The organism is uncultured Gilliamella sp. (genome assembly GCA_945271295.1).
Classification (GTDB): Bacteria; Pseudomonadota; Gammaproteobacteria; order Enterobacterales; family Orbaceae; genus Gilliamella.
The window spans coordinates 32111-48546 of sequence record CALYPG010000011.1 but is presented as its reverse complement, the minus strand read 5'-3'; the positions used below and the strand labels follow the sequence as shown (position 1 = coordinate 48546).

13 protein-coding genes are annotated in these 16436 nt (G+C 34.4%); 7 read left to right on the top strand and 6 right to left on the bottom strand.

Annotation, left to right across the window (positions count from 1 at the left end; all coding sequences use genetic code 11):
• Both treB and treC read left to right on the top strand, forming a co-directional pair.
• Entirely contained in the window at positions 1 to 1425 is a 1425-nt protein-coding gene (gene treB, locus Q0K76_RS07305) for a PTS trehalose transporter subunit IIBC (RefSeq protein ID WP_294613652.1), read from the top strand.
• An 80-nt stretch (positions 1426 to 1505) separates the two neighbouring features.
• Positions 1506 to 3179 (top strand): alpha,alpha-phosphotrehalase, encoded by a 1674-nt coding sequence (gene treC / locus Q0K76_RS07300; RefSeq protein WP_294613650.1) that lies wholly within the window; start codon positions 1506 to 1508, stop codon positions 3177 to 3179.
• Between the two features lie 58 nt (positions 3180 to 3237).
• Here treC and Q0K76_RS07295 read toward each other — a convergent pair whose 3' ends face one another.
• From Q0K76_RS07295 to Q0K76_RS07275, 5 genes are all read right to left on the bottom strand, one after another.
• The gene (locus Q0K76_RS07295) at positions 3238 to 4053 is read right to left on the bottom strand and encodes a helix-turn-helix domain-containing protein (protein WP_294613647.1); all 816 of its coding nucleotides are present in this window, start codon (positions 4051 to 4053) and stop codon (positions 3238 to 3240) included.
• Between the two features lie 106 nt (positions 4054 to 4159).
• Entirely contained in the window at positions 4160 to 5683 is a 1524-nt protein-coding gene (locus Q0K76_RS07290; RefSeq protein ID WP_363322430.1) for a DHA2 family efflux MFS transporter permease subunit, read from the bottom strand.
• Positions 5684 to 5691: 8 nt separating this feature from the next.
• Positions 5692 to 6864 (bottom strand): efflux RND transporter periplasmic adaptor subunit, encoded by a 1173-nt coding sequence (locus tag Q0K76_RS07285; RefSeq protein WP_294613641.1) that lies wholly within the window; start codon positions 6862 to 6864, stop codon positions 5692 to 5694.
• Positions 6865 to 6994: 130 nt separating this feature from the next.
• Positions 6995 to 8143: an AAA family ATPase gene (locus tag Q0K76_RS07280; RefSeq protein ID WP_294613639.1), complete on the bottom strand. Its 1149-nt coding sequence runs from the start codon at positions 8141 to 8143 to the stop codon at positions 6995 to 6997.
• Between the two features lie 3 nt (positions 8144 to 8146).
• Positions 8147 to 9001 carry an RNA ligase family protein gene (locus Q0K76_RS07275; RefSeq protein ID WP_294613636.1) on the bottom strand — a complete coding sequence of 285 codons (855 nt, stop codon included), beginning with the start codon at positions 8999 to 9001 and terminating at the stop codon, positions 8147 to 8149.
• Between the two features lie 635 nt (positions 9002 to 9636).
• Here Q0K76_RS07275 and Q0K76_RS07270 point away from each other — a divergent pair.
• Positions 9637 to 10197 carry a hypothetical protein gene (locus Q0K76_RS07270; RefSeq protein WP_294613633.1) on the top strand — a complete coding sequence of 187 codons (561 nt, stop codon included), beginning with the start codon at positions 9637 to 9639 and terminating at the stop codon, positions 10195 to 10197.
• A gap of 221 nt (positions 10198 to 10418) precedes the next feature.
• Complete coding sequence (locus tag Q0K76_RS07265) at positions 10419 to 11126, top strand: JAB domain-containing protein (RefSeq protein WP_294613630.1); 708 nt, start codon at positions 10419 to 10421, stop codon at positions 11124 to 11126.
• Between the two features lie 232 nt (positions 11127 to 11358).
• Here the strand turns inward: Q0K76_RS07265 and dcm are convergent, their stop codons facing one another.
• Complete coding sequence (dcm, locus tag Q0K76_RS07260) at positions 11359 to 12723, bottom strand: DNA (cytosine-5-)-methyltransferase (RefSeq protein WP_294613627.1); 1365 nt, start codon at positions 12721 to 12723, stop codon at positions 11359 to 11361.
• A gap of 117 nt (positions 12724 to 12840) precedes the next feature.
• On the opposite strand from dcm, the gene Q0K76_RS07255 reads away from it, so the two are divergent.
• From Q0K76_RS07255 to vsr, 3 genes are read left to right on the top strand one after another with little or no spacing between them, the layout of a single operon-like run.
• Complete coding sequence (locus Q0K76_RS07255; RefSeq protein WP_294613624.1) at positions 12841 to 14400, top strand: AAA family ATPase; 1560 nt, start codon at positions 12841 to 12843, stop codon at positions 14398 to 14400.
• 27 nt (positions 14401 to 14427) lie between these two features.
• Positions 14428 to 15702, top strand: a complete 1275-nt coding sequence (locus Q0K76_RS07250) for an LlaJI family restriction endonuclease (protein WP_294613621.1) — start codon at positions 14428 to 14430, stop codon at positions 15700 to 15702.
• Positions 15703 to 15718: 16 nt separating this feature from the next.
• Positions 15719 to 16189, top strand: coding sequence for a DNA mismatch endonuclease Vsr (gene vsr, locus Q0K76_RS07245; protein WP_294613618.1), 471 nt, complete (start codon positions 15719 to 15721; stop codon positions 16187 to 16189).
• Positions 16190 to 16436 lie beyond the last annotated feature (247 nt).

Sequence of the window (16436 nt, the reverse complement as noted above, 5' to 3'; positions counted from 1 at the left end):
ATGGCTAAAGAAACAAAAATAGCAACCGAATCAATACTACAATTGATCAATTACATTGGTGGAAAAGATAATATTGCCAGTGTAACTCATTGTTTAACCCGGTTAAGATTTGCCTTGGTCGATCCCAAGATAGCTAACGTCGAAGCCATCGAGGAATTACCTTTTGTAAAAGGTTGTTTTAATAATGCCGGCCAATTTCAAGTCATTATTGGTACCGATGTCGAAAGCTATTACAAATTGTTAATTGCGCAATTGAACTTTAATGAAGCGACAAAAGAACAAACTAAAGCAGCCGCCAAACAGAATATGTCACTTTTTGAACGATTAATTTCAAACCTAGCCGAAATTTTTGTACCATTATTACCGGCTTTAATTGCTGGTGGTTTATTATTAGGTTTACGCAATATTATCGGTGACATGCCAACCATTGACGATAAACCACTTATTGAAAGCTATCCTTGGTTAGTCCCTATCTATAATATCCTTTGGTTACCTTGTGAAGCAATTTTCCATTTTTTACCGGTGGCAATTTGCTGGTCTACAGTCAAAAAAATGGGGGGATCACCTGTTTTAGGAATTGTACTTGGTATTACCTTAGTTTCACCCCAACTGATGAATGCCTATGATCTGGGTAGCAAGATACCTGAAGTCTGGGATTTTGGTTGGTTTAGTATCCAAAAAGTCGGTTATCAAGCTCAAGTCATTCCTTCGATTTTTGCTGGTTTAGCATTAGGTTGGATCGAAACCCGCTTACGAAAAATTATACCTGATTATCTTAACTTGGTGATTGTACCAATTGTGTCACTACTGCTTTCGGTGTTTTTAGCTCATTTCCTGTTAGGTCCTTTTGGCCGTATGTTAGGTAATGGTATTGCTTTTATTGTTAAATATTTAATGACGGGGGATTATGCCTTTATTGGCTCCGCCATTTTTGGTTTTTTCTATTCACCACTAGTTATTACCGGCATTCACCATACCACGCTTGCGATTGACTTACAGATGACCGAAAGTATGGGCGGAACGCCTATTTGGCCAATTATTGCGCTATCCAATATCGCTCAAGCATCAGCCGTTGTCGGCATTATATTGGTCAGTAAAAAACATAATGAACGTGAAGTTTCAGTACCCGCAGCCATATCGGCATATTTAGGTGTAACCGAGCCTGCCATGTATGGCATCAATTTACGTTATAAATTCCCGATGTTATGCGCCATGATCGGTGCAGCTTTAGCCGGATTAATTTGTGGATTATTTGGCGTATTATCTAATGGTATAGGTGTGGGAGGACTACCCGGCATTTTATCAATTAAGCCTATTTATTGGTCAATCTATGCGTTGGCTATGATTGTGGCGGTTGTCGTTCCAATTGTTTTAACATCGATTGTTTACAAAATAAAACAGAAAAAAGGCACGCTCGATATTTAGTAAATAATATTGAATAACAGTTAACCGTTCTTATCCTTGAACGGTTAATCCAACAACTAATTAATAATAAAGAGTAAGCAATGAATAAAATCAATATTCCTTGGTGGCAAAATGGAACCATTTATCAAATCTATCCCAAAAGCTTTCAAGCCAGTGACATGGGATCTACCGGCGACTTGTTAGGCATTATTCGCCGATTGGATTATCTAAAAAAATTGGGTATCTGCGCCATTTGGTTAACGCCTATTTACCCATCGCCACAAATCGATAATGGTTATGATGTTTCCGATTATTATGATATTGATCCTGCCTACGGCACCATGAGTGATTTTGAATTACTGATTCAACAAGCTCATGAACGTGGCATCCGCATTATGATGGATATGGTGCTTAATCACACCTCGACCGAGCATCCTTGGTTTAAATCGGCCTTAGATAAGTCTAATCCTTACCGATCTTTTTATATTTGGAAGGATGCGAAAGCAGATGGCAGTGAACCCAATAACTGGCGTTCAAAATTTGGGGGTAAAGCATGGCAATGGCATGAAGAATCAGGGCAATACTATTTGCATTTATTTGCTAAACAACAAGCAGATCTAAACTGGGAAAATCCAACTGTTCGAAATGAGCTTAAAAAAGTGTGTCAATTTTGGGCAGATAAAGGGGTTGATGCTTTAAGAATGGATGTGGTGAATTTGATTTCTAAACAACAAGATTTTCCTGATGATATCAACGGTGATGGTAGGCAATTTTATACCGATGGCCCAAGAGTACATGAATTTTTGCAAGAAATTAGCCGTGATGTCTTTAAACCGAACCAATTGATAACCGTTGGTGAAATGTCATCAACCACCCTTGAACATTGTCAAAAATACGCTAGCTTAGATGGTAAAGAACTGACCATGACATTCAATTTTCATCACCTAAAAGTAGACTATCCGAATGGTGATAAATGGACGCTTGCCAAACCTGATCTGATTGAGCTTAAAAAAATTATGGGTTATTGGCAAAATGGCATGCATAATAAAGCTTGGAATGCGATTTTTTGGTGTAACCATGATCAGCCACGTATTGTCTCTCGTCTTGGTAATGAAGGCCAATATCATACTCAGTCCGCCAAAATGCTCGCCATGTTACTCTATGGTTTACAAGGCACGCCTTATCTTTATCAAGGTGAAGAGATCGGTATGACCAATCCGCATTTTAGTGATATTTCGCAATATCGCGACGTAGAAAGTATCAATGCTTATCAAGAAAAAATAGCCGAAGGCATGCCTAAAGCAGAAATATTGGCTATCCTAGCTAGCAAATCTCGGGATAATAGTCGAACTCCAATGCAATGGGATAGCTCCGCCAATGCCGGTTTTACCAAAGGTAAACCATGGATTGAAATATCAAATAATTACCAGCAAATCAATGTAGAATCAGCGCTTAAAGATCCTAATTCAATATTTTACTGCTATCAAACGCTAATTAGATTACGTAAAGAATATCCGATTTTTATTTTTGGTGATTATCAAGACCTCACCCCGGATATTGCTGATTATTGGTGCTATCTCCGCAGTTGGAACAATCAAAAATTACTGGTGATAATCAACCTGACCGATAAAGCCGTTAAATGGCAATTACCGCAAGCATTACAAACAAGTAATTGGCAAAGATTGTTAAGTAATTACCAAAATCAAACAGCGATCGGAGAGGAAATAATATTAAAGCCTTACGAGGCGATGTATTTGTTGCATGAAAATAATTAGCTATTTTTATAATACTAAAATTAACTCATAATTGAATGGCTATATTAGTTCTAGCAAGTTATTTGTCTACCTGCCGATGCAAACAATAAATATGTTTACCCTGTTTATCGTTTGCAAATTTTTGGTTATGGGCTAATGCTCGTTTAAGTTCTGAGGGTCTTAAGCCAAAACTTGCCACACAAGTTCGGCTAAAGTGGGCTGAATCGGCAAAGCCCATATCATTAGCTAAAGTCGTTAACGTTGCTGACTGGCCAAGCGTATTAATGACATCGCGCAATCTTTTCCATAACAGATAACCTCGAAAATTAATTCCCAGATTTTCTCGAAATAAATGTAAAAAACGACTTTCGGATAAATAAATTTTGTCAGCAATTTCTTTTGACGATATCTGTTTTACCGGTAATAACGAAATTATTGAGGTCGCTTTAACAATTCGACTATCTTGCCGGCAAAAGCAACTTGTATTAGGGCGATATAATAAATTAACAATACGCTGGATGTCGAATAACTGTTTATCTTCAATAGTATGTATAAAATATTGTGCCAGTATTGAGGCTTCTTTACGGGATAAACAATAAATGGGATCGTTTTCGGTAAAATGTGACAACAAATGAAAATAAGGCGCGTCGGGTTCGAGTAAAAAATTGATAGCACAGGTTGCTGTAGTATTTAATTTATGCGATAGATTGGAGCGAATAATAAAACCAAATCCACGATACTTGTTATCTTCTGTGTCTAAATTTAAAACAATATCGTGCAATGATATTGTTAATTGCAAACAAGGATGACGGTGAAAATCGGTACTAACATTATGCAGAAGGTACAACGTCGCTGCGTCTTGTTCATACAATTTAATCACTGAATCATTATGCAAAATGCGCTCTCCTGCTTATTTTATATCTGAATAATATACCGCTGATTGATACTTTACACCTGTCACCAAATAACATAAACATCACGTTGATTTAATTAGCTCTGTATCAATTTATTTTAATCCTAATCGAAGATTTTGCTAACCATACTATGCCAATTAAACCTAAAAATATTACACCATATAGCCAAAATATTTCATTAATGGCAATTAATAATCCTTGATTGGTAATCTGCTTCGTCAATATAGCTGATACTTGCATATTAGATATGTCTTGTTGATTGAATTGTTGATAAGTGTAATTTAATGCTTGGGGATTCTGATAAATGATATCAGTCAATTGACTGTGATGAATGGCCTCACGACGTTCCCATAAAGTAGCGGTTATCGAGGTACCGACTGATGTCGACAAGGTTCTAAAAAAGTTAAAGACACTCCCCGCAACCGCTAATTTATGAATAGGAATATCCGATAAAATAATGATATTTAATGGCATAATAAAACATGCTATCGCAAACCCTTGATAAAACTGAGGCCATGCTGCATCGGCAAACGTCATGCTGGGTTCAAATGTATATGCTCGCCAAAAAAAACAAAGTGCAAACACAATAAAGCTAAACGTCACCACTTTACGCATATCGATATCTGAAGCAAACCGACCAATTATTGGCGCAAGAAAAATAGGAACCAAGCCAATCGGTGCTAAGACCAAACCTGCGTAAGTTGCCGTATAACCAAAAACACGTTGTAATAATTGTGGTTGAACAACCAGCGTGCCAATATGGAGTAAAAATGCCAAACTAATACAAATTGTCCCTATGGTAAAATTTCTTGATTTAAACACCGATAAATCAATAATTGGATAATCTGCTGTCTGTTCCCAAACGATAAAGTAACTAATAAACACAAAAGCCAGCACCGAAAGCACAATAATTTGATTAGAATTAAACCAATCAAGCTCTTTCCCTCTATCTAAAACGAGTTGTAAGCACCCCACGCCAGCTATGAATAAAGCTAATCCAAGCTTATCAATGGGTAATTTGGTGGTAGCTGTTTCACGCTCTTTTAATAAAATGTGGACACCAAACCAAATGACGATTCCGAAAGGAATATTGATTAAAAAGATCCAACCCCAAAAATAATTGTCACTAATCCAACCACCTAAAATAGGGCCACAGATTGGCGCAATAATAATTGTCATTGACCATATAGCTAATGACATATTTTTTTTAGCCGGTAGACAATACGCTAATAGCAAGCTTTGCGAAAGCGGGATAATTGGTCCTGAAACCATACCTTGCAATAATCTTGAAAAAATCAGCATGGCTAAACTATCTGAAATACCACAAAGCCAAGAAGTTACTACGAAAAATAAGACAGAATAGGTAAACAATTTCACTTCACCAAAACGTTGAGCTAACCATCCAGTTAACGGGATCGAAATGGCATTAGCTACCGCAAAAGAGGTGATAACCCACGTTCCTTGCGAATTTGAAGCACCAAGATTACCCGTAATGGTAGATAACGCCACATTAGTAATCGTTAAATCCAAAATCTGTAAAAACGCAATAACCGCTAATAAAATAATCAGTAGGATAAATCTGATACCGGTTAGAGGTGATAATGACGGCATGCTCTGCATTATTGAACAACCTGTGTCGCGTAAAAATTGGTTTTTACAATATCATCAATGAGTTGCGCAAATTCACTTTCATCAAAGGAAAGTGAATCCGTTTGATATTTTATCGTCTTAGCCGGAATATCGGTCAAAAGTTTTCCCGTAGTATCATGTGTATCCACATTAACATGCATTGATAAGCCTATACGTAATGGGAATTGTTTAATTTGCGCTTTGTCTAATTCAATCCGTACCGGTAAACGTTGAATCACTTTGATCCAATTGCCTGTCGCATTTTGTGCTGGTAGTAATGAAAAAGCGCTACCGGTTCCCATCGCAATGCCACTTATCTTTCCTTTAAACTTAACTTTTTCACCATAGTAATCACTTTCTAAGGTAACCAGCTGACCGATACGAATATCGTTTAACTGTACCTCTTTGAAATTTGCTTCTACCCATATTTGATCCAATGGAACAATAGCCATTAATCGCTCCCCTTTGGTCACTTGTGTGCCAACTTGGACACTTCGCCTTGCGACATACCCTGTTACTGGTGCAGTGATTTTGGTTCGTTTTAAATTAAGCCACGCTTGCTTTAACTTAAATATTGCTTGTTGAATACTGGGTTGTTTTAATAACGGCGTTTGCATTAGTAATGCATTATTAATTGCTAATTCATGCTGAGATATATTTAAATCATTGATTGCAATATCGACATCTTGCCTTGCATGAATAATCTCTTCTTGTGAAATCATCTTTCGTGACCAAAGATTCTCTCGACGTTCAAGATCTTGCTTAAGTTTGTCTAACGTGACTTGTTTTAACTGAATGCTGGCTGAGAGTTTTTCATTTGTGATCTGAATTTGATGCATCTCTCTAATCGCTTTGATTAACGCATTTTTGGCATAACCAAAATCATTTTCTGCATCAATAGCATCAATCGTTGCTATCACAGCATTTTGCTCAATAAAATCGTTATCATCAACATTAATCGCCAATATTCGACCATTTATTTGCACATCAACCGGGATTTGATTACCCATCACATAGGCATTATCAGTAGACTCAGAAAATCGACAAAACATAAACCAATAAACACCATAAGCCAAAGCGAATAAAATAAATAATAGCGTTAATATAATCAGCTTCTTTCTACGTGTAATTGGCAACTGTGACGAATCTATTTCTCTATCCATACTTTTACCCATCTTACTGCAACATGATTAATGAGATTAAACAGTAGTATTAGATAGATAAGTGACTTTGTCTTGAATAAAGTAGCTAACCTGATTTTAGATTAATACAATAGACAGTAAAGGGCGATATTTATTCGCCCTGATTAATGATATAGCTAACTTGATTCGCTTCTGTTTGTTGTGGGATTTCCCATTTATTGAACATTGACTGAAGCTTTTTATTAGTTAAACTGGTATCTCGTTTAGTATTCCGACGATAAAGTTCTTTTTCGGGTTGTTCAATGTACACAATTTTCACATTGGCATGATAAGCATACAATAAATCTAAAGCCTTTTGACGTATATCGTGTGATAAGTGCGTCGCATTCCAAACAAAATCTTGTTTAGCGCCTAACCACTGTTTAACTTGCTTTAATACATATTGAATAACCTTTCCTTCATTTTCACCGTGCTTTAATTTAAGCGCAATTCTTGCATCATCATAAGATGCAACAGGTAATAATGGATAATGCTCACTTACCCAAGTATTTTTACCCGCAGCGGGTAATCCCGCCATCATAATCACATTCGCGCCACTTTGCGGATACAACGTATAATCGGGCAATACATTCGCACCACGAAAGTACTGAACGCGAGTATAATTATCAGCAAAAACTCTTGGTTGATGTAGACACCCTTCTTCCTGAGCAAATTGTTTGAATAATTCTACTTCATCCAACAGTCTATTATTATCAGCACAAATTCGTCCTTGTATATCTGCTTTCGCTTGCATACAAAGCATCCAAATCGGTAATTGCCAAGATAACCGATGCACTAAAAACGCTGGCGTCATATTTTGTTTGAGTTCAGCTAAGGCAAAAAAAGGAACTTGGTGCTCACAAATAATGCGACATATCTGTTCTCTTAATACAAATGGCACCCCCATTCGCCACAGAAGCACTCGGCTACGAATTTCACCTTTTTTTGCATGCCGTGGTTGACTTATTTTACTCGTTACAGAATCAATTACGGTTGTTTCTGGTTTGGCAATATCATGTAATAACGCGGTCATAAATAACACAAACTGTTCATCTTCAGTTAGCTGTGAAAATTCTGTTTGGCTTATTAACGCCCTTAATACCATTTGGGTATGCGTCCACACATCACCTTCACCATGATAAAGCGGATCTTGTGGCGTGGTTGTAAGCGCGTTAAGTTCAGGAATAACCGTTAACCATTGGTTAAAATCATCTTGTGCTATACTGTGTACAACAAGTTGTTTTAAATCTTGATAATTCATACGTTATTCCCTTATATTTAATTTATTCCAATTGACTATCAATGTAGGCGAGTAAATATCAGCCCCACTGGTTAATTGATTTGGAATAAATGGCTGCTCAGCATGATGCTGACCCGCGTCCAAAATTGCTTGCACAAAATCTTGCCTAACCCATTTTAGTCGTCCAACTGTATGTTCATCTGTTTCTATTTTGAGGTATAACCCTTCCATCAAATCAGATTTATCGCATTGTTTCCATGCTTTAGTTAGATCGAGTTTTTCACGTTGGATAATTTGCTCAAAACAGCTTTTCCATGTGGTACTTTTAGCTAAAGAGTAGGTCACTAATGCCAGTAAATCACTCTGTTTGGCTGGCGCTATGCCTGCATATAAAACAGGGACCGATAATATCGGGCCGTCAACTAATAAAGCATGTCGCGCTTGAGTCGATAAAAAACACTGTTGTTGCCGATCCCAAATATCGAACTCACAAAAATAGTGTGGTAAAGCATCATAAAAAATTGAGTGCTTTTTATGTAACCATTCACCATACATAATATAGCGATCTTGTAAATGATCTAACAACCAATGTTCATGTGCTTTTGCCCAGTGCTTCAACAAGTTGAACTGGCGTTCTCGCCCACCACCCATTAAGTAGTGTCCTCTTGATTGCAGTAACAATTCACCACCAGCAGAAAAGCTAATAGCACAGTTTGCCCCATCAAGTTTTTCCTCAACCACAATATATTGACTCGCTAACTGTTTATAAGCTAACTGACCTTGTTCGCTATCACCCGGTTGCAAGCGAGAACCTTGTAAATGTGGTGTTCGTGGGTATTTAATTAATTGTAAATTTTGAGTATATAATCCCGTTGTCATAATGTTTTCTCCATAAAAAATAAAGGAAAACCGACAAGGTAAAGAAATCTATAGATTGAGAGGAATTAAGCATGCTTAATAAACATAAGCATAAAAGAAATATAGAAGATCACCGTGTCGGCGTTAAGATAAAAAGTAAGTTACAGGCATTTTGCCACCTCATTAAAAGTTATATGTTTAAAAAATCGGCGCCATTATTATGGGTTGATTATAAATTGTCAAGTATAAAGTTAACGAGATAGATTTTAACAACCATCGCATGGTATTAAAAAACGATCTGCCAATTAAATTAAAAACGTTGATGGTATTTATAAAGTTAGAATTAATTGACTACTTCTTTTTTTGAAAAATAATTACAACAAAAATTAACCATATAATGACTTTCGCATATTAACCAATATCCGTAAAACTTTATCTGAATCAGGTTGTTCGGGTAATGTTGAGGTTAGTGATGCGGTTTCAATTATTATTGTTCAAGTTCGGTGAGTTTTTGTTTTATTCGCTGTTCCATTTTCAATCATGTCTTTATTATAGTAATAATGCTACGATTATAATTCCTGATAACCAAAAAAGTAAAATAACAATATTAGCCCTATCTGTTGTTTTTGTTTTTTACCTAAGAGATTAAAATAATTATGGATCTAACTAAAATTCAAGATGAGAATCGCCGCCGTTTAGCTATTTTATTAAATAACATCCCTCATAACGAAAATCCACCAGATTGGAAAAAAGTAACAACCTTAGCTGTAGGTGGTTTAACAGATATTGGTTTTTCTAAAATTACTAATCAATTACTAATTATTTCGCATAGTGGACGTAGCCTGGTTAATTGTTCTAACGGCGAAAAAATAGCCCGTGATTATGACGAATATGGCGATTGGTATGATGCGATTAATTTAACTAGCCAAGGAATTGGTTGTCTTGCCAGTGAAATTATTATGATTGCCGGTTTGAATGGCGGTGGTTTACCGACTTGTAATCAATATAGGGAATGCCTTGAATTAACGTCTTTACAATGGCCTATAAATGATATTTATTTTTGCCCTAACGGAAAATCAGTTCTTATTGAACATTTGCAAACTAACTGTTGTCGTATTTTTTCTGACCATGTTCTTTGTTATGGATTCTCATGGGATGGCAGATTTATTGCTATTGCAACCTCAAGTGATGTGACAATTTGGCGACGTTTAGAATAACGACTAAATGAATCAATTAAATTAAATATTATTTATCAATTTGTATCACCAGTTTTAATTAACAAAAATCTTAATCAATAATTTAAACGGCATAGATTCCTGAATAATTTTAACAAACAATACAACCTAAAAGTCAGCTTGCGGAATTGTTTGTTTAACAACTGCCCAGCCTAAACAGAATATGCTATATTATTTTTCGAGTGATTTTATAAGGTAATAAGATGGATATTAAACTAGCCAAGCACGACAAACGCTATATCGAAGGTACGGATGATGTGTATAACATTATGCAACGTGTGTTATTGCGTGAAAACAAGATCGACCAAGAAAAGGAACACCTTTGGATGATTGGTATGAATCAAGCTGGTTATATCCTGTATATTGAACTCATTGCACTTGGCACCTATAAATCGGTCGATGTTGAGCCAATGAATGTATTTCGTGTTGCGGTAATGAAAAACGCCTCACGCGTGATTTTAGTTCACAATCATCCGTCAGGATCGCTGACTCCGTCAGATGCCGATAAAGATATCACCGACAGATTAATTCAAGTCGGCCGTATTTTAAATATCGACCTTGTCGACCACCTCATTATCACCCCAAAAACCTATATCAGCTTTGCTTGCATCAAACTCATGGAAGAACTCGAACAAAGCCTAAAATACGTCCCGACCTATCAAGTAGTTGAACGCATCCGCCGGGAAGAAAAGCAAATTGCTAAAGAGAAGTTAGCGGTAGAGAGGGATAAAACAAAAACTGCTAAAGACAAAGCAAAAGCGGAAAAAGCACAAAAAGAAGCAGCACTAGCACAAGCCAAAGCATTAGCAAATGCACTACTTAATAAAGGTGTTGATATCGAAACTATTGCTAAAATAATGGAAATCACACCGAAGAAAGTTGAGAGGATTTTAGGCAAGCAACACAACTAATAAAAAACTACCTAAATCAGAATTATTTAATAAAGAGTAAAGATCAAGTCTATTTACAAACAATAGATATTACTACCACACTTTATGCCTGGATTAATCGTATTGTAATCACCAAATTGATTCGTTAATCCTTGTCAAATTTAAATTTTTGATTACATTCAAAGGATAACTATAAAGTAAAAACCGTACCAATTAGATTGGTGCGGTTGTTATTATTATGCTAATCATTTTCTTAATAAGAATGGAGCAATTTAATTTTATTAAAAACTAACTCTGCCTCAGTCCAATTTTTATTTTTTATCGCTGAATCAACTAAACCTTTTAAGTGGTCAGATGTAAAAACTTCAGAATCTTTCATCTGATTTGCTAAGGTAAACGCTGCTAATAGTTGCTTTGCTACAGCTCTCACAACAGGAACGGTAACAGAATTTCCAAACTGTTTGTACATTTGGCCGTCAGATACAGCGTTAATAATATAATTATCCGGAAAACCTTGTAATCTGGCACATTCTCTCGGTGTTAATTTACGAGGCCTTTTTCCTAAGTCTGATTGGTCAATTAAAATTTCACTACCATCTTTATAATAACGAGCACTTAGAGTATTAGTATATTCACTGTTTGAATTAAATAAACTATAACCAAATCCATTACCTTTTTGGGCATGTTCTTTTTTTCTTCGTTGATGACCATCCCATAGTTTTTCAGAAATAGTATATTTATCATCAAGTTCATTATCAGTTTGAAGAATGTCTCCTAGCTTTGTTGGAATACACGGAGGTTGCGGCCATTTAAATAAATTATTAAAATCAATATGATCAAAATAATCCCGGTCAAAACCAACAATGAAAATTCTTTCTCTATTTTGTGGTATTCCAAAATCAGCTGCTCGCAATACTTTATAAAAAACCTGATAATTCAATTTACTCGATAAGGCTTCTTTCGCCTCCTCAGACAACGGGATATCATCAGGAATATGGCCGATATTATTACCTTCTAAAATATTTAATATTGTTTTTAATGTGTTACCTTTATTATGGCCTTTTAGTTGTTTAACATTCTCAAGTAAAAATGCTTTCGGCCTTTTTTCAACCAGAATCTTTTGAATTTCGAAAAACATTGTGCCTCTGGTGTCATTAAATCCTTTTCTTAATCCCGCCTGAGAAAAAGCCTGACAAGGAAAACCTGCTAATAAAATATCATGATCAGGAATGGCTTTTGCAGCTATTTTAGTTATGTCTCCACTCGGTACCTCACCAAAATTAGCAGTGTAAGTTTTTTGAGCAAACTTATCCCATTCTGAAGTAAACAAACATTTTCCACCTAGTTCCTGAAATGGCAACCGTATACCACCTATCCCAGCAAACAAGTCAATAAACGTAAATTTTTGAACAGTCGACTCTTTTTGTTTAAAAGGGCAATTATCATGTAATTGGCTAATCAATTCTAAAGTTGCTTTAGACGGTGTGTGCTCACCTTTTTCCCAACCTCGTACGGTTCTCTCTCCATTTTCATTCATACCTAATAATCGGGCAAAATCTTTTCGGGTTAGTCCTATTTTCATTCGCTTTTGTTCAATAAATGATGAAATTTCATTCATATGTAGGTATCCTAGTACAATATTAATTAAAAAGTGAGTTATCCGTTTTATTCCCGGATAATAGCACTGGATATTTAAACAGTCAATATTTTGCTGTAAAAATGGGATAGATGAAATATGTTAAAAGATCTTAATAAAGTTATTCTGGAATGCCAACAAAAATGGAGTACGCTCCCAAACTACAAAGAAATTAGATTAGATCAATTATTTAAAGCCCTGCTCAATAAGCATGCTACAGAATATTTTAAACAAACTAATAAAAAGGAAACACATTTATGTATTAATGATTACTCTATTATCTATACTAACAATGAGAACCTTCGAGCTAATTTCTCTACAACCTGCCTCTATTATGCATATGCTTTTGCCCCTTTTCTTGAAGAATTAGAAAAATATAAAAACGAGTTTGATAATATCATAAATAATATTTCTAAAAATAAACAATTAACTCCAGAAGATAAAAATAATAAAGATAAATTTTTAGGAAAACTACCTTGTGAAAATTGGGAAAATCTACCTGAAGCAAATGATTGGGTTGATGATATCAATAAAGAGTTTAATAGCTTAAATGACAATGATAGAAAATATTTAAGTTATTTCATTTCTAATCCTAAATGGTGGATAAAATCAACAAAAATATCTAAGGGTAAAAAGTTAAATAGAAGTGATGTTATTCAATCTGCCTTGTTGTGTGCTATGAATGTTATACATGCCAGCTCAGATAAAATATACGAGATTGTGAAAATTTGCCTAAATCCTGAGCTCAAAGAGGCACTAAAGAATTTAATTGATAAAAATGAAATTGATATTGGACGTAATATCATTTTTTATGGTGCCCCCGGAACTGGAAAAAGTTACCAAATAGATCAATTAACTAAAGGTGGAAATTGCATACATACTGTTTTTCATGCTGACACTCAATATAGCGATTTTTTAGGCATGCTTAAACCAACGATGAATGATAATAATGAATGTAGCTATCATTTCATGCCAGGTCCGTTTATTCAATCCTATGTTAATGCATTGAAAAATCCTCAAATACACCATTATTTGGTTATTGAAGAAATTAACCGAGCTCAAGCAGCAATGGTATTTGGTGAAATATTTCAACTTCTTGACAGAGATGAAAATGGGGTTGGTTATTACGAAATTGAATCGGCAGATCAAAGCTTAGTGGAGTATTTGATAAATCAAATTGGTGGTTATCCTGATAATAAAGTTAAATTACAAATGCCAGGTAATTTATCTATTCTGGCTACCATGAACAGTAGTGACCAAGCTGTTATGCCTTTAGATACTGCATTTAAAAGACGTTGGGAATTTGAATATATTCAAATCAATATGGATAAAGCATCAGATAAAATTATCAATATTCCAAATAATAATCAAACATTTGGTGTTACCTGGAGAAAATTAGCAACAGAAATTAATGAACGCTTGTCAGAATTTAATATTCCGGAAGATCGTCATCTTGGACCATTTTTTTTATCAACTAATGAAATAAATGAAAAAGGCTTAACTAATAAGCTTTTTATTTACTTATGGGATGATTTATTGAGACATCAAGCCAAAACAATCATTTTTGATTCAGGCATAAGAACATTTGGGCAACTTATTAAGTGTTTTCAAGAAAAAAATGATATATTTTGTCCTGAATTACAACAAAAATTGTTCTAGTTATAAAAATATATTTTGACAATTACAATGAAATTTGAATTTATTACTGATCGAGATGATATTTCTGACTTACCATCAGTTTTAAGAAAAGAAATAAATCAACGCGGTTTGTTTACTGCAAAAAATAGCAATAATGTTTCTTTTTGTGGCATGATAATAAATTATGACACCGTGTATATGTTTATTCCAAGAAGTTCTGATTATTCCCAAATAAATAAAATGGAATTTGCTTGTTTATTAATGTCTATGCTAGAGCGGTATGCAACACAAAATAAATCCCACATAACATCAGATGATGAAGAAAACATTGAAGTTGGTTTGTGTTATCTTACTCTTGCCAAAGAGCTACTTTCCGATTACCAAACTTATGGTTTGTACAAAAAAGTATCTAAAAAAGAATTAATTAATGCAGGTAAAATAAACTGGAAAAGGACATTTCAAAAAGAACTTCCTATTTTTATACATTCTCATACTCCATTTTATCTTGAATATTATGGCTATAAATTTACAAGTTTTCATACCCATGAAATTTCTAAAATTCACGCAGAAATAGTACATAAATTAGATCACAGTTTAAGCTGGTGGTTGAACAAAAAAGTAGGTTTATTAATTGCCCCTGATTTAGCTAAATTTGAAAAGTCCACTTTAACCATCGAAGAAAAAATTTACATTTTAAATAAAGAATTAAATCAAGCTTATTCAGATCGAGAAATAAAATTACTAAAAAACCTTATTACTTTTTTAAGTCAAGAGCCAGGTACTGCATCAACTATACTTGTTTTAGGAATTAAAAAGTTTGAACAACTTTGGGAAAATATGCTACGCGTTGTATTAAGAGGAACAAATCAAGCTAATGATAATCGGCTTCCATTTCCTGTTTATAAGCATACAACTAATCATTTATCAGATATTAAAAGACCAGGAATGAAATTAGATATTTTCATCAAAGATGATAAATTACTAACTGGCGCAGTTATTGATGCAAAATACTATGATGCTAAAGATAATAACAGCGAATCGCTTCCTGCTTTGGGTGATATACTTAAACAGATTTGCTACCTTAATGCAGTACAGTTAGTGCATCGAAATTTAATTAAAATAGATAATATCTTTATTTTCCCCGGAACTCATAATACTTTTTCACACATAGAATTTAATCACAAGCAAATTGCACAATCAGAAATATTAAAGGTATTTCCACATATAAAATGCGTTTATTTAAATCCTGTAGATGTTATTAAAGCTTATGTTAATAATCAATATCTTGATAACCTAAGAACTATTTTATTGTCAGATAAGTAAACAGAGATAAATTTTAATGGTTGATGTCCATTCTAAAGAGATTAGACGTAAAAATATGCAAGCAATAAAGAAAGAAAATACCTTTATTGAGATTCGCATTAACAATTTATTAAAAAACTTAGACATTCCTTTTGATGTTCAAATCAAAGAATTACCAGGAAAACCCGATTTCGTTATTGAGCAATATAAAGCTATTATTTTTGCTCATGGCTGCTTTTGGCATAAACATGACTGTAATCAATTTAAATTACCCAAAACAAAATCTGAATTTTGGCTTAATAAAATTAATGATAATTGCAAACGTGATACAAAAAATATACAAGAATTAGCTAAGTTAGGCTGGAAAATATTAATTATTTGGGAATGTGCTTTAAGAGGAAAATTTAAATTAACAGATGAACAACTTATAGACAGGATTGAAGAATGGTTATGCTCTCATACAAAAAATGCTGAAATTGATACCGATGGACTGAAAAGTTTCAGATAAATTTACTCAAATATCCCCAAAATATCTCCGGATTAAATTTCAAAAATCTTTGACTTTACAAATATTATTTATGAATTTAATTTTATAATTATTACTCGCATATTTATTAGTCAATTTTTAGCGTCAATAATCGCTAGCTCTCGGGCATTTTGTTGTTTGGTGATGTCCAGGACGTGATTGGCGGCGTTGAATGCAATCATAGCGCATTGAGTATTTGGCGATTTGGTGTAAATCGTTGTAAACGCTC

Excerpts from the sequence above, each read along its gene's own strand:
- treB (WP_294613652.1), top strand. The coding sequence starts at position 1 with ATGGCTAAAGAAACAAAAATAGCAACCGAATCAATACTACAATTGATC.
- treC (WP_294613650.1), top strand. The coding sequence starts at position 1,506 with ATGAATAAAATCAATATTCCTTGGTGGCAAAATGGAACCATTTATCAA.
- Q0K76_RS07290 (WP_363322430.1), bottom strand. The coding sequence starts at position 5,683 with ATGCCGTCATTATCACCTCTAACCGGTATCAGATTTATCCTACTGATT.
- Q0K76_RS07285 (WP_294613641.1), bottom strand. The coding sequence starts at position 6,864 with ATGGATAGAGAAATAGATTCGTCACAGTTGCCAATTACACGTAGAAAG.
- Q0K76_RS07280 (WP_294613639.1), bottom strand. The coding sequence starts at position 8,143 with ATGAATTATCAAGATTTAAAACAACTTGTTGTACACAGTATAGCACAA.
- Q0K76_RS07275 (WP_294613636.1), bottom strand. The coding sequence starts at position 9,001 with ATGACAACGGGATTATATACTCAAAATTTACAATTAATTAAATACCCA.
- Q0K76_RS07270 (WP_294613633.1), top strand. The coding sequence starts at position 9,637 with ATGGATCTAACTAAAATTCAAGATGAGAATCGCCGCCGTTTAGCTATT.
- Q0K76_RS07265 (WP_294613630.1), top strand. The coding sequence starts at position 10,419 with ATGGATATTAAACTAGCCAAGCACGACAAACGCTATATCGAAGGTACG.
- dcm (WP_294613627.1), bottom strand. The coding sequence starts at position 12,723 with ATGAATGAAATTTCATCATTTATTGAACAAAAGCGAATGAAAATAGGA.
- Q0K76_RS07255 (WP_294613624.1), top strand. The coding sequence starts at position 12,841 with ATGTTAAAAGATCTTAATAAAGTTATTCTGGAATGCCAACAAAAATGG.
- Q0K76_RS07250 (WP_294613621.1), top strand. The coding sequence starts at position 14,428 with ATGAAATTTGAATTTATTACTGATCGAGATGATATTTCTGACTTACCA.
- vsr (WP_294613618.1), top strand. The coding sequence starts at position 15,719 with ATGGTTGATGTCCATTCTAAAGAGATTAGACGTAAAAATATGCAAGCA.